This window comes from Nonomuraea sp. NPDC050680, from assembly GCF_040654555.1.
GTDB lineage: Bacteria > Actinomycetota > Actinomycetes > Streptosporangiales > Streptosporangiaceae > Nonomuraea.
The window spans coordinates 108,438-121,599 of record NZ_JBFAIF010000015.1; the positions used below are offsets into that span (position 1 = coordinate 108,438).

The following is a 13,162-nucleotide window of genomic DNA, read 5'->3' on the forward strand; positions in this document are numbered from 1 at the left end:
TGAGAGAGCCCTCATCTCGGGGAGTGTGACATCGCCCGCCATGGGACCGCCGGCCTGCCGCGTCACGTTCCGCTCGACGTGCACTCCGTCCCACCGGCGCGGGGATGCCGGCCGGGGGGACGCCTCAGGCCGTCATCGATGAAGCGGCCACGAAATCAGTGATGATCTCGGTGAGCCGTCCGGGCTGGTCCTCCTGAACGAAGTGGCCCGCGTCAGGGATCATGATCGCCGTGGCGCCGGGGATGCGTTCGGCCAGGCGCTGACCGTGCGGGCCGGTCACCGCGTCGTGGTCGCCGTATGCGCACAGGAACGGGATCTGGAGCTTGTCCAGTACGGCCCAGGCGGCACGGTTGGGCTCGCTGGCCACGTCCTCCGGTGAGATGGGCACGAGCAGGGGGAACTGCCGGGCACCCGCCAGGTACGACTCGTCAGGGAAAGGAGTGTTGTAGGCGGCCTGCACCGCAGGCTCGACCTCGGCCAGGGCGCCGTGGGCGACCACCGCGCCCGGCTCGAACGGGTAGGCGCGCTGGCTGTGTTGCAGCCATTGGACGTAGAACGGGCCCATCTCGCCGGGCTCGCCAACGGGCAGCAGTGTGTTGGTGGCGATCACGCGTCGGAAGCGTTCGGGTCGTTCGGCCAGTAGTCGCAGGCCCAGCAGGCCGCCCCAGTCGTGGCAGACCATCGTGACATCCCTCAGGTCCAGGGCGTCGAAGACGGTCTCGCGCAGCCAGTCCACGTGCGCCTGGTAGGTGTAGCCGTAGCGGAAGGCGGGTTTGTCCGAACGGCCGAACCCGACCAGGTCGGGTGCCACGCAGCGGTGGCCGGCAGCGACCAGCGGCGGGATTACGTGCCGGTAGAGGTAACTCCAGGTGGGCTCGCCGTGCAGCAGCAGGATCGTTTCCCCGCTGGCGTTTTCAGGGCGTTCGTCCACGTAGTGCACGCGCAGCCCGCCGCTGATCTCGGTGTAGTGGGGGGCGAAGGGGTAGTCGGGCAGGTCGTCGTAGCACTCGTCCGGGGTGCGCAGGATGTACTCGGATGGGTTGGTCATGAACCCTGAGAGCTGCCGGCGGGGCGGGAGTGTGACGCTTACTGGTGCTCCTCATAGGTGATCTCGTGCTTGGCGGCGATGATGTTGAGCTTCTTTGGGTCGAACGCTCCGTCGGTGGTCGTCGCGTCCGGTCCGGCCTCGGCGACGTGCGTGTGGGACGCCGTGCGGCAGTAGCACGAACCCGCCCGCGGTGACGTGCTCGACCCGGTCGTCGAACTCGACCTCCAGCACGCCATCGAGCACATAGATGCATTCATCGGCGACATGGTGGACATGGCGGGGGATGTCGCGGGCCAGGATCACTTCCAGCAGGGACAGCCTTCCCTCGGTGTCCTCGGTCCTGGCCTTGATCCCGAACACGGGTGGCATGGGGGCTCGGCTGGGCCTTACCTCGCCGGGGCCGAGGAGGATGAAACGGTCTTTCGACATGACAGTGCCTCTGGCCGGAGTCGGCATCGGCACCCTCTACCGGAACTTCCCGGCCCGCGAGGCCTTGGCCGAGGCCGCCGCCGAGCACCGTTTCGCCGAGATGCTCGCCTTCGCGCGGACGCAGGCCGGCGGTACGGTCCGGGCGGACGCGACGACCGCGGACGTCTATCTGATCGTCTGTGCTCTGGCGGCGGTCATCCGCAATGCCGCGGGCGACTGGCGCAGGTTCATCGAGATCATCCTCAACGGGCTCGGTTCGTGATGTCACACTCTGGGGCCTTGCGTCTCTCTCAAGGACCGTGAGTATTGAGCTGCTGCGTACTCCTGAAGCGCGATTCCGCGTACTTCCGGACTACCCGTTCGGCGACAGCGGCCAGATCCCGTTCGTGAATCGGCGCTGATCACGACCATCGGGAAGAGGCGGACAAGATCCTGGGCCGTCCCGCGCTCACCTGGTCCGAACGGGTGGCCGACCACGCCGATGCCTTCCGGAACTGACCGAAACCGCCGAGTGCGCCGACTCACGCATCCGACAACTAAGGGAGATCTCACCATGGCAACCGAACACACGCTCAACGCGCGACACGTCGCTTCCCCTCGGAACGCCGTGCCGCGGTTCTTTCCGACCATGCGGATCACGGTGACCCTGCAGGCGCTCGCTCTGCTGATCCAATCGATCACCGCTGGGTTCCTGCTGGCCTCGCCCGACGGCCGGATGCTGCACGGGCTCACGGCGCGGGCGGTCGTGCTCACCGGAGCGATCCAGCTCCTTGCCGCAATCCTGGTGTGGCGCCCTGGCGGTGGTTCACCGCGATTCATCCTCAACAGCATCTTCCTGCTTGTCCTGTCGATGGCGGAAGCGGCGATCGGCGAGGCCCACGCCCCCGAACTCCACGTACCCCTCGGCGTGCTGCTGTTCGGCGGGAGCGTCGTGTTGGTCTCGCAGGTCTGGTCGCGTGGCCGCGGATCGCGCGCTGCCGCGTCATGACGGTGTCCGGACGGCAGGTTCTGCGCGTGTTCGGGCTCCCACACTCGTGGGGTTAGGCGGCCGTTGCTCGGGTGTCGAGGAGTTCGCCCACCAGGTCGGTCAGGCTGACCATCCCGATGACCGTGCCGCCCTGGCCCGTGACCAGCGCCAGGTGGGCGTGGGCCTCCTGGAGCGCCGTCACCGCCTCGGGCACCTGGGTGACGCAGGGCAGCCGGGGCACCGGGCGCGCCAGGTCGCCTGCTGCGCGGTTGGGATGGATCAGGGCGTCGCGGGCATGGAGCACGCCCTGTACGTCCTCTGGAGCGCCCACCAGGAGGCGTAGGTGGCCGCTCTCCGCCGCCGCCTGCTTGATGCGCGCGGCGTCGGCCGACGCCGGCACGGTGACCACCCGGTCGATGGGGACCATGAGGCGCTCGATGCCTTCCGCCTGGAGGCGGAGGGCTCTTGTGAGCAGGTCATGCTCCTCCCTGTCCAGGAGGCCCATCCGGCCCGACTCTCCTACGAGCATGGCGAGCTGGCGCGGGGTTCTGGTGGTGGCCAGTTCGTCACGTGGGACCACGCCGAACAGGCGCAGGATCACGTTGGTCAGGCCGTTGAGCGTTGACAGGAGTGGGCTCATCAGCGACGTGAAGCCGCGGAAGGGCAGCGTCAGCACCAGGGCGGCCCGCTCGGGGTGCGTCAGCGCCCAGGACTTGGGCGCCATCTCGCCCACCACCATGTGGAGGAACGTCACCAATGCCAGCGCGATGGTCAGCGCGATCGGCATCCGCATCGACTCTGGCACGCCCACGGCGGCGAAGACCGGCTCCAGGTAGTGCTCGATCGCGGGCTCGGTGACCTGGCCCAGGCCCAGCGTGCAGAGCGTGATGCCGAGCTGGGCGCCGGCCAGCATCAGGGACAGTCGCCGGCCGCCGCCCACCGCCGACTTCGCGGTGATCCGCACCAGGCGGTTGCCGTTGGCGGCCATCTCCTCCAGGCGGTGCCGCTTGGCGGAGACGAAGGCGAACTCGGCCGCCACGAACAGCGCGTTCAGCAGGAGCAGCCCCAGGCTGATCAGGATCATCGTCATCGGACGGCCTCCGCGTGCTGGACCGGTGCCAGCCGTACCCATTCGGGCACGCGGCGGTTGAGGGACATGACGGTGAGTTCGGCCTTGTGCTCCTGTTCGTCCTCGGCGAACGGGTCCGTCTCCGGAATGACGGGCACGGTCACGGTGTCACCGGGCTCCGGCATGCGCCCCAGCCTCGCGAGGACCAGCCCGGCGAGCGTGTCGTAGTCGTCGCTCTCGGGCAGCGAGACGCCGGTGGCCCGCTCGACCTCGTCGAGCCTGAACCGGCCCGGCACCTCCCAGATGCCGTCCGGCCGCTCGACCGCGCCATCGGGCTCCGGGTCGTTCTCGTCGATGAGCTCGCCGACCAGCTCCTCCGCCAGGTCCTCGACGGTGATGACGCCGGCGAGGTCGCCGTACTCGTCGATGACGCAGACGAGGTCGTCCTTGGCCGAGCGCATCTCGTTCAGTACGGCGGGCAGCGGCAGCGAGTCGGGCACCAGCACCGCGGGACGGGTGATGCCGAGGATCGGGCCGTCTTCGAGGCCGGAGGTGATCAGCTCGCCCACGCCTGTCACGCCCACCACGTCGCCGTCGGCGCCGAGCACCGGGTAGCGGGAGTGGCCGCACTCGCGGATGACCTCCACGAGGTCGGAGATCAGCTGGGAGTCGCGGACCACGACCACGCGCGGACGCGGGACCATGATCTCCTCCGCGTTGCGGTCGCCGAACTCCAGCGCCCGCTCCAGCAGCTCCGACAGGCGCGGGGGCAGCTCGCCCGCCAGGGTGGACTCGGCGATGATCCGCGAGAGCTCTTCGGGGGTCGCGCCGTGCTCCACCTCCTCGACGGGTTCGATGCCGATGCGCCTGAGCAGTCCCGTGGCCGCCGAGTCGAACAGGCGGACCACCGGGCCGACCACGGCCAGGTAGACCAGCGTCGAGCCGGCGAGGAACTTGGCGACGGCCTCCGGCCTGGCGATGCCGAGATTCTTGGGCGCCAGTTCGCCGAGGACCATCTGGACGACGGTCGCGACGAACACGCCGATGGCCACGGACAGGCCCGTGACGACGCCGTCGGGCATGCCGGTGTCCGTCAGCCATGGACGAACGACCGTCGCTATGGCGGGTTCGGCCAGGAAGCCGACCAGCAGCGCGGTCACGGTGATGCCGAGCTGCGCGCCGGAGAGCATGAACGACAGGCGGGAGGTCACCTGGAGGGCCTTCTCCGCCGCCTGGTCACCGGCGGCGGCCTGCTCGCGCAGGAGGCCCCGGTCGACGGCCACGAAGGCGAACTCCTGCGCGACGAAGTAGCCGGTCGCGGCGGTGAGCAGGAAGAGGGCGAGTAGCCCGAGGTAGGCGCTCACCGTGACAAGCTCCGAAGAGGTGAGCTAACAGGGGGTCCCGTGCGTGTGCACGGGCGAATATTCCAAGGGTCCGGGGCGGACACGATCATCCTTTCGATGGCGGAAGTCCATAAACCGTAACGATGCAGATGGCAGCAATGTTTCCGACGTGACGCTCCGCTAGTTCTGCGTACTTTTCCGTGGGAAAACCTTGGCGACACGTCTTCACTGGTAGGGGGTTGGACGTAGCGTCTATGACAACCGAAGGGGAAAGAGGCCAAGTGTCTGAGGAAGACCGGACGCGAGCCATGCGCTCGCCGGGCGATGGCCGCCCGCTGCCCGGCAGGAACGGCGACGGTCCGCGGTCGGGTGGTGCCCCCGCACATCGGATTCCGTCGACGCAGCAGGTCCCGCCGCCGGCTCAGCAGGCGCCGCCGACGCACCAGCTGCCCGCCGAGTCGCCCTCCGACGCGCCGCGCGCCGGCGGTTCGCGCGTGTACGGCCGGGAGCGCTCAGGCGGCAGCCCGATCAAGCCGTTCACGCCCAAGGCGGAGGCGACCCCGTCGGGGCCCAAGCCGCCCCGTAGGCGGATCAAGGGCCGCACCATCCTGAAGATCATCGCCGCCGTGGTGGCGCTGTTGGTCGTGGTGGCCGTGGGCTTGTTCTTCTGGATCGACTCGCGGCTGACCGGGATCCCCGGCGTGCTCGACGGCGAGGGCCACCCCGCCGACACCCCGGGCACCAACTGGCTGCTCGTCGGCTCCGACAGCCGCAAGGGCCTGTCGGCGGCCGACCGCAAGAAGCTCGCCACCGGCAAGGCGGCCGGCCAGCGCACCGACTCGATGATGCTGCTGCACATCCCGGCGGGCAGCGACAAGCCGACCCTCATCAGCCTGCCGCGCGACTCGGCGGTCACCATCCCCGGCAAGGGCCGCAACAAGCTCAACGCCGCGTACGCCATCGGTGGTCCCAAGCTGCTCGCCCAGACGATCGAGAGCGTCACCGGGGTGCGCATCGACAACTACATGGAGATTGGTTTCGCCGGGTTCGTGGACATCGTCGACGCGGTCGGCGGCGTCGAGATCAACGTCCGCGCCGCGGTCGACGACCCCAAGGCGGGGCTGAAGCTCAAGAAGGGCGTCCAGATGCTGACCGGCGCCCAGGCGCTCGGCTACGTCCGTACCCGCAAGGGCGGCGCGCTGCCCGACTTCGAGCGGACCAAGCGCCAGCGCCAGTTCCTCGGCGCGGTCGTGAAGAAGGCGGCCAGCCCCGGCACGCTGATCAATCCGTTCACCTCGATCCCGCTGGCCATGAGCGCCACCGACGCGGTGGCCGTCGATTCGAGCACGGGCGCGTTCGACATGCTCTCGCTGGGCCTGGCCATGGGCGACAGCCCGGTGACCACGGTCGTGCCGTTCGGCGGCAACGAGATCGCGGGCGGCGGCAGCGCGGTCAAATGGGACAGGGAGAAGGCCACTGCCCTGTTCAACGCGATCAAGGAGGACAAGCCGGTGCCGAAGGAGATCCTCGACGCCGGCTGATCCGGTGTTCTGGAGTATCCCCCGCCGGGGTCCCTGCCACGACGGACCGTCACAGGGACCCTTGGGGGACCTAGCTTCCTGCGGTGCCGGCGCCGATGGCGGCGCCGGTGGCGGCGATCAGGATGACCGAGTTGATCGCGGCGATCGTCTTGGCCACCGCGTCGCCCGCCCAGTCGCCCTCGGCGATCTCCTTGATGCGGGCCTTGTCCGCGCCGGGGAACGCCTTGCGGTCGAGCTTGGCGGCGTGCATGACGGCGATGAGCACCGCCGTGCGCCCGTCGGGCTCGGCGCCCGCCAGGACGCCGCTCACGCGCTGCCTGACCTCCGCCTCGACGCTGCCGTCGGCCTCCGGCCAGCGGGTGGTGGGGAAGACGCCGAGCACCTTGCCGCGCTCCTCGGCCAGCACGCCCGTCTCGGCCAGCCGGATGAGCAGGCGCCGGCGCAGCTTGGTGGAGTGGAGCCGCTGGACCCACCAGTCGGGCTTGCGCTCCTTGCCCTCCTGCGCGATGCGGGTCAGCGCGGCGTCGAGTTCGTCGTCGCCCAGCGGCGTGGCGTCCTCGACGGACACCTTCTTGCCGGACAGGGCCACCCGCTCGTTGATCGCCAGCTCCGCGAGGATGGCGCCGCCGAGCGCCGGGTCGAGTTGGCTGCCGCTGATGAGCTGCTTGCCCTCCTCCTCGCTGTAGGCGAGCAGGAGGAGTTCTTCGGCGATCGTCACACTCATCCCCTGACACTAACCTGCCGCTCATGGGTATCTCCGAGAAGTTGCATGCGGCCGGGCGTCCCCTCCTCGCCGCGCAGCTCGCGCATCCCACGGTCGCGGGCATAGGGCGCGGCGATCTGGCGGAGCCGGTGTTCCGGTCGTGGCTGGAGCAGGACTACCTGTTCCTGCTGGACTATGTGCGGGTGTTCGCGCGGCTGGCCTGGCAGGCGCCGGCCGCGCATCTGGGCGACCTCGTGGACCTGGCGCACACGACCTTCCATGACGAGCTGAGCCTGCACCGGGAGCTGTCGGCCTCGTTCGGGGCGGACCTGGAAGGCGCGCGGAAGGGACCGGCGTGCGCGGCCTACACGGCGTTCCTGCTGGAGTCGGCCGCCGATTACGGTGACGGGCTGGCCGCGCTCTATCCCTGCATGTGGGGATATTCGACGCTTGGCCAGCTCTTGGCGAAGGAGTTGCCCGCCGAGCCGCGCTATCGGAGGTGGGTGGAGACGTACGCCGATCCCGGGTTCGCGGCGCTGACCGTGCGGATCGCCGAGATGATCGACCAGGCCGATCCCGAGCCCGCGCGGGCGGAGGCGCTGTTCCGTGAGGGGATGGCGCACGAGCTGGCGTTCTGGGACGTGCCATAGTTATCCACAGGCTGTGGACAACGGCGCGTCGTACCCTGGTGGCATGCCGGAACTCCCCGAAGTGGAATCGCTCGCCGGTTTCCTGCGCGAGCGGGCGGTCGGTCGCACTCTCCTGGGCGTCGACGTGGTGGCCTTCTCGGCGCTCAAGACGTTCGACCCGCCGGTCACCGCGCTCGGCGGGCTGACCATCACGGGCGTGGCCAGGCACGGCAAGTTCCTCGACTTCGACTGCGACGGCCTGCACCTGGTCATCCACCTGGCTCGCGCGGGGTGGCTGCGCTGGCGCGAGGACCTCTCGGGCGCGAAGCCGGTCCGTCCGGGCAAGGGCCCGCTGGCGGTACGGGTACGCCTGGCGCCCGACGACGAGGGGCTGGCGCCCGGGTTCGAGCTGACCGAGGCGGGAACGCAGAAGCGCCTCGCCGTCTATGTCACGAAAAATCCGGATGACGTGCCGGGGGTCGCCGCCCTCGGCCCCGACCCCCTCGACGACGCCTTCACCGTGGCCACGCTCAAGTCCATCCTGAACGGCAGCCGCACCCAGGTGAAGGGCCTGCTGCGCGACCAGAAGGTCATCGCGGGCATCGGCAACGCCTATTCCGACGAGGTGCTGCACGCGGCCAAGATGTCACCGTTCAAGATCGCCTCGACCCTCACCGACGCCCAGATCGCCGACCTGCACGAGGCCATCGTCACCACCCTGCGCGAGGCGGTCGAGCGGGCGCACGGCCTGGCCGCCAAGGACCTCAAGGCGGAGAAGAAGTCCGGCCTTCGCGTCCACAACCGCGCCGGTCAGCCGTGCGACGTGTGCGGTGACACGATCCGCGAGGTGTCCTTCGCGGACTCCTCGCTCCAGTACTGCCCCACCTGCCAGACGGGCGGCAAGCCGCTGGCCGACCGCCGTCTGTCCCGTCTGCTGAAGTGACGCCTCGTGCTTCCAGGGTCCGTGCCACCTACGACCGGCGACAAGAGCTGACCGGTGACAAGAGCTGACCGGTGACAAGAGCTGACCGGCGACAAGAGATGCCCAGTGACAAGGGATGATGGAGGTATGACGGTTCCAGAGATCCCGGCCAGCGACGTTCCCACCGACGGCTACCTGCTCGACGTGCGCGAACAGGAGGAATGGGTGGCCGGGCACGCCCCCGAGGCGGTGCACATCCCGATGACGCAGCTCCAGGGGCGGGTCGAGGAGGTGCCGGGCGACCGGACCGTCTACGTGGTCTGCCGGGTCGGTGGCCGGTCGTTCCAGGTCGCGGCCTGGCTCAACCAGCTCGGGCGTGAGGCGGTCAACGTCGACGGCGGCATGCAGTTGTGGGCGGCCGCGAGCCGCCCGATGGTCAGCGAGACGGGGCACCCGCCGTTCGTCGCCTGAGGGATGGCATAATCCGCTCGACAACTACACAAACCGCGGGAGCTCGGGTGCACCGGGCTGAGAGGGCGACTGATCTGTCGCCGACCGCATGAACCTGTCCGGGTAATGCCGGCGTAGGGAGTGTGAGATGACGCATGTCGTCGACGAAGTCCCGCTGACCCTCGAAGGGACGCCCCCCAAGACGCTCGGGCTGCTCGACCAGGGAGCCCTGTGGGCGAACCTGGCCGTGAGCCTGCTGGGGTTCAGCGGCGCGCTGTTCCTGCTCGACCCGCTCGGCGGGAGTCCGCTCAGCCTGACCGCCGCTCTGCTCGCCGCCCTCGTCGGCAGCCTGGTGGGCACGGTCATGGTGGGGCTGTCGGCCATCCCGGGCACGCAGACCGGGCGGCCGGCGATGGTGCTGCTGCGCGGGTTGTTCGGGGCGCGGCTGTCCTACATCCCGACCGTGCTCAACATCGTCCAGATGATCGGGTGGGGCGCCTTCGAGCTGTGGGTGATCGCCAAGGGCGCGATGGCCATCTTCGGCGCCGTGGTGCCGTACCAGGTGTGGGTGGTGGCGGCGGGGGTGCTGACCACCTCGCTGACCATCTGGCCGCTCGGGTCGATCCGGCTGCTGCGGCGCTACGTCACCATCGGGGTGATCATCTCGCTCGTCTGGTTCGCGGTGGCGTTCCTGTCGAAGGCTCCGCCGCAGGGCGGCGGGTCGTGGACGGCGTTCGCGCCCGCGGTCGACTACGTCATCGCGCTGTCGGTCTCGTGGGTGCCGATCGCAGCGGACTTCGCCCGGCACTCCAGGTCGAGCCGGGCGGCCTTCGCGGGCGTGGTCGGCGGCTACACGCTGGCGCAGGTCGCCTGCCTGGGGCTGGGCGTCTACGCGGTGGCGATCGCCGGGTCCGCCGCGGTGGCCGCCGACGGCACGGCCGTGTTCGGGGCGTTCGTCGCGGTGCCGCTGGGCGCGCTGTTCTTCGCGATCCTCGTGTTGCGGGAGGCCGACCAGTCGTTCGCGAACGTCTACTCCACGACCATGTCCCTGCAGAACCTCATGCCGCGTGTCGACCGGCGGGTCTTCTCGATCGCCATCGGCGTGCTGACCACCGCCATCGCGCTGGTGGTCGACGTGAACTCCTACGGGGCGTTCCTGGGGGTGATCGGGGCGGTGTTCGTGCCGATGTTCGCGGTGCTGGCGGTCGACTACTTCCTGCTCGGCGGATCCTCGGGGTGGAACACCGACGAGGACGCGCCCTCCCGCTGGTCCATGCTGGTGCCCTGGGCGCTCGGCTTCGCGGCCTACTGGCTGACCACCTCCACGCCCACGGTCGCCCAATGGGACGGCCTCTGGGCGGCGGTGCGCGAGGCCATCGGGTTCACCAGGCAGCCGTGGATGAACGGGGCCCTGGGCGCGGCTCTGGTGGCGGCTCTGGTGACGCTGGCGATCGGCTGGGCGACCAGGCGCGCGTCGATCGCTCGCGGTTGAGCTCGCCCTTGAGCGCGTCGTTGAGTACGTACGTCAGGCCCGCGAGCGTTTCTCGATGTTGAGCAGGTGGCGCTTGGCGGCCTGGCCGCCCGCGTAGTCGCCGAGCTCGCCGTCACCCGGCACGATCCGGTGGCACGGCACGACCACGCAGACGGGGTTGGCGTTGAGCGCGTTGCCGACCGCGCGCAGCGCGCGCGGCCGGCCGATGCTCTCGCCGATCGCGTCGAGGGTCGCCGTCTGCCCGTAGGGCACGGCTATCGTCTTCTGCAGCACCGTACGGGCGAACGTCGTGGCGATGGACAGGTCGACCGGCGTGGCGAAGGTCCGCAGGCGCCCGGAGAAGTAGGCGTCGAGCTCCCTGCGCACCGGGTCGAGCCGCCCGGGGTCGGGCCCGACGAACGCGCCCACATGCCGCACGACCAACTCGAAGACGGTGTCCTCCGCCTCGAAGCTGCACGCCACGATGCCCTTGCCGCTCACCGCCAGCACCAGCCGGCCGACCGCGCCGTCATAGGTGCCGAACGCCACATCGGGCGGCACCTCGCCGCGATAAGTGGCAGAAGTCACCCGCAGCAGGGCATCGAGGTCTCCACTGGACATACCCGCCACCCTCTTCCGCCGCCCTGAAAGGCCGTGCCCGCAGCGTATCGGACGGATCGCCCGACGAACGCCGCACGCCACAGGCACTATGGAGGTGTGGGTGACGACAGAGCAGGCAGTGACGATGAGATCGCTCGCGCGGTGCTCGCCAGCTCGCCCAACGCCGTGGTCGCGCTCGACAGGGACCAGACCGTACTCGTCTGGAACCGGGCGGCGGAGCGGCTCTTCGGCTGGTCGGCCGAGGAGATGCTGGGCCGCAGGGCGCCGATCGTGCCGGGGGAGCTGACAGCGGAGCACAACGCGGTGCTCGAACGGGTGCGCACGGGCGGCCAGGTGTCGCTGCGCACCAAGCGGTTGCGCAGGGACGGCACCGTGCTCGACCTGAGGGTCGACACGAGCGCGCTGCTCACGGGCAGCGCCGTGGCGGGCTACGTCTTCGTGCACCATCTGACCGAGGCCGACGAGGCCGCCAGGAATCGCATGGCGCGGCGGGCCAGGCTGGTGCGCCGGCTCACCGACGTGGTCGGCGACATCAACGCCGAGCTGGAGCTGTCCGCGGTGCTCGACCGCATCGCGGCCAGCCTGACCGAGCTGACCGGCGCCGACGCGGGCGGCTTCGTGCTCATCGAGGGCGAGCGGCTGCGGCTGGTGAGCGCGCACCAGTTGCCCGACTCGCTCAAGGATGTGACGGCCGACCTGCGTACCAGCCTGGTCGGCAAGCTCTTACGCACCGGGAAGACGGTGATGCTGGAGTCGCAGGGCCTCGGCGACCTGGTGTGGGCGGAGCTCGACGGACTGCACACGATCGCGCTCGGCCTGGCCGCGGTCGGTGGCCGTCCCTACGGCGCACTGTACGCGCTGTTCGCCGAGCGCAAGCCCGGCCACCTGGAGCTCGAGCTCCTGGAGCTGCTGGCCGGGCACGCCGGCATCGCGGTCGGCAACGCGGTGGCCTACCAGGAGGCCGTACGGCAGCGGGCGCACGAGCGCGCGGTGTTCGACGCCAGCGCCGACGGCATCGCCGTGCTCGACCGCGCCGGGCGGGTCAGCCAGTGGAACCCGGCCGCCGCCGAGCTCACCGCGACGGCGAGAGAGGCCGTCATCGGCGGGCCGCTGCCCTTCCCGCTGCCCAGCCCGGGAGAGAAGCTCACCTACCAGCTGGAGAGCGGGCGCTGGCTGGACGTGGTCAGCGCCCAGATCGAGGAGACCGGAGAGGTGGTCGTCGACTTCCGCGACGTGACCACGGCCAAGGAGCTGGAGGAGGCCAAGGACCTGTTCCTGGCCACGACCAGCCATGAGTTGCGTACGCCCATCACGATCGTGCGCGGGTTCGCCAGCACGCTCGACGCACGCTGGGACAAGCTGACCGACACCGAGCGGCGCTCCGCCGTCCACACGATCGCTGAGCGGGCCAGGTCGCTCGGGCAGCTCATGGATCATCTGTTGCTCGGCGCCAGGGCGGGCGCCGACGAACCGCAGGTGCGCATCGAGGCGTTCGATCTGGCCGAGCGGATCCACGCGGCCACCCTCGGGCTGCCCGTGCTGTCCGACAGGCACCGGGTGGAGGTGGCCATCCCTGACGCGCTGCCGTACGTCAGAGGCGACGCGCTCGCCACCGACATCATCCTCGGCCAGCTGCTGGAGAACGCCTTCAAGTACTCACCGACTGGCGGCCTGATCAGCGTGGGCGCCTGGCCCGAGGACGACGCCGTGATCGTGGTCGTGGACGACGAGGGCGTCGGCATCGCCGCGCCGGACCGGGAGCGGGTCTTCGAGCGGTTCGTCCAGGTCGACAGCGGTGACCGTCGCAGGTTCGGCGGGGTCGGCCTCGGGCTCTACATCGTGCGCAGTCTGGCCAGGGCTCAGGGCGGCGATGTGAGTGCCCATTCGCGACCCGGTGGAGGCACTCGAATGCGGCTCGTGTTGGGTAACGCTTCCTCTATCCGATCCGACACACCGCTGCGGTAACGAG

14 protein-coding genes and 1 riboswitch are annotated in these 13,162 nt (G+C 69.9%); of the genes, 8 read left to right on the top strand and 6 right to left on the bottom strand.

Annotated elements, in window-relative coordinates:
* Window positions 1–124 precede the first annotated feature (124 nt).
* On the bottom strand, window positions 125–1,048 hold the full coding sequence (locus tag AB0H88_RS36815; RefSeq protein WP_357652784.1) for a haloalkane dehalogenase: 924 nt from the start codon (window positions 1,046–1,048) through the stop codon (window positions 125–127).
* A 51-nt stretch (window positions 1,049–1,099) separates the two neighbouring features.
* Window positions 1,100–1,504 (bottom strand): cupin domain-containing protein, encoded by a 405-nt coding sequence (locus AB0H88_RS36820; RefSeq protein ID WP_357652786.1) that lies wholly within the window; start codon window positions 1,502–1,504, stop codon window positions 1,100–1,102.
* Between AB0H88_RS36820 and AB0H88_RS36825 the strand changes: the two genes are divergently transcribed.
* Together AB0H88_RS36825 and AB0H88_RS36830 are read left to right on the top strand one after the other, a co-directional pair.
* On the top strand, window positions 1,476–1,739 hold the full coding sequence (locus AB0H88_RS36825; protein WP_357652788.1) for a hypothetical protein: 264 nt from the start codon (window positions 1,476–1,478) through the stop codon (window positions 1,737–1,739). The two genes, AB0H88_RS36820 and AB0H88_RS36825, sit on opposite strands and share 29 nt — an antisense overlap.
* A gap of 291 nt (window positions 1,740–2,030) precedes the next feature.
* The gene (locus AB0H88_RS36830) at window positions 2,031–2,465 is read left to right on the top strand and encodes a hypothetical protein (protein WP_357652790.1); all 435 of its coding nucleotides are present in this window, start codon (window positions 2,031–2,033) and stop codon (window positions 2,463–2,465) included.
* Between the two features lie 52 nt (window positions 2,466–2,517).
* Here the strand turns inward: AB0H88_RS36830 and AB0H88_RS36835 are convergent, their stop codons facing one another.
* Both AB0H88_RS36835 and AB0H88_RS36840 read right to left on the bottom strand, forming a co-directional pair.
* Complete coding sequence (locus AB0H88_RS36835) at window positions 2,518–3,534, bottom strand: hemolysin family protein (RefSeq protein ID WP_357652792.1); 1,017 nt, start codon at window positions 3,532–3,534, stop codon at window positions 2,518–2,520.
* Window positions 3,531–4,877 carry a hemolysin family protein gene (locus tag AB0H88_RS36840; protein WP_357652794.1) on the bottom strand — a complete coding sequence of 449 codons (1,347 nt, stop codon included), beginning with the start codon at window positions 4,875–4,877 and terminating at the stop codon, window positions 3,531–3,533. Before AB0H88_RS36840 ends, AB0H88_RS36835 begins: the two co-directional genes overlap by 4 nt.
* Window positions 4,878–5,137: 260 nt before the next feature.
* On the opposite strand from AB0H88_RS36840, the gene AB0H88_RS36845 reads away from it, so the two are divergent.
* Window positions 5,138–6,397 (top strand): LCP family protein, encoded by a 1,260-nt coding sequence (locus tag AB0H88_RS36845; protein WP_357652796.1) that lies wholly within the window; start codon window positions 5,138–5,140, stop codon window positions 6,395–6,397.
* Between the two features lie 70 nt (window positions 6,398–6,467).
* Here the strand turns inward: AB0H88_RS36845 and AB0H88_RS36850 are convergent, their stop codons facing one another.
* Window positions 6,468–7,121, bottom strand: a complete 654-nt coding sequence (locus AB0H88_RS36850; RefSeq protein WP_357652798.1) for a GPP34 family phosphoprotein — start codon at window positions 7,119–7,121, stop codon at window positions 6,468–6,470.
* Between the two features lie 23 nt (window positions 7,122–7,144).
* Between AB0H88_RS36850 and AB0H88_RS36855 the strand changes: the two genes are divergently transcribed.
* From AB0H88_RS36855 to AB0H88_RS36870, 4 genes are all read left to right on the top strand, one after another.
* On the top strand, window positions 7,145–7,750 hold the full coding sequence (locus AB0H88_RS36855) for a transcriptional regulator (protein WP_357652800.1): 606 nt from the start codon (window positions 7,145–7,147) through the stop codon (window positions 7,748–7,750).
* 43 nt (window positions 7,751–7,793) lie between these two features.
* Entirely contained in the window at window positions 7,794–8,672 is an 879-nt protein-coding gene (locus tag AB0H88_RS36860) for a DNA-formamidopyrimidine glycosylase family protein (RefSeq protein ID WP_357652802.1), read from the top strand.
* A 126-nt stretch (window positions 8,673–8,798) separates the two neighbouring features.
* Entirely contained in the window at window positions 8,799–9,122 is a 324-nt protein-coding gene (locus AB0H88_RS36865; RefSeq protein ID WP_357652804.1) for a rhodanese-like domain-containing protein, read from the top strand.
* Window positions 9,123–9,147: 25 nt separating this feature from the next.
* A riboswitch (TPP riboswitch) is annotated at window positions 9,148–9,259 on the top strand.
* Window positions 9,250–10,593, top strand: a complete 1,344-nt coding sequence (locus tag AB0H88_RS36870; protein ID WP_357652805.1) for a cytosine permease — start codon at window positions 9,250–9,252, stop codon at window positions 10,591–10,593. (Overlaps the previous riboswitch by 10 nt.)
* 33 nt (window positions 10,594–10,626) lie before the next feature.
* Here the strand turns inward: AB0H88_RS36870 and AB0H88_RS36875 are convergent, their stop codons facing one another.
* The gene (locus tag AB0H88_RS36875; RefSeq protein ID WP_357652807.1) at window positions 10,627–11,193 is read right to left on the bottom strand and encodes a methylated-DNA--[protein]-cysteine S-methyltransferase; all 567 of its coding nucleotides are present in this window, start codon (window positions 11,191–11,193) and stop codon (window positions 10,627–10,629) included.
* A gap of 96 nt (window positions 11,194–11,289) precedes the next feature.
* Between AB0H88_RS36875 and AB0H88_RS36880 the strand changes: the two genes are divergently transcribed.
* Window positions 11,290–13,158: a PAS domain S-box protein gene (locus AB0H88_RS36880; RefSeq protein ID WP_357652809.1), complete on the top strand. Its 1,869-nt coding sequence runs from the start codon at window positions 11,290–11,292 to the stop codon at window positions 13,156–13,158.
* Window positions 13,159–13,162: the final 4 nt, after the last annotated feature.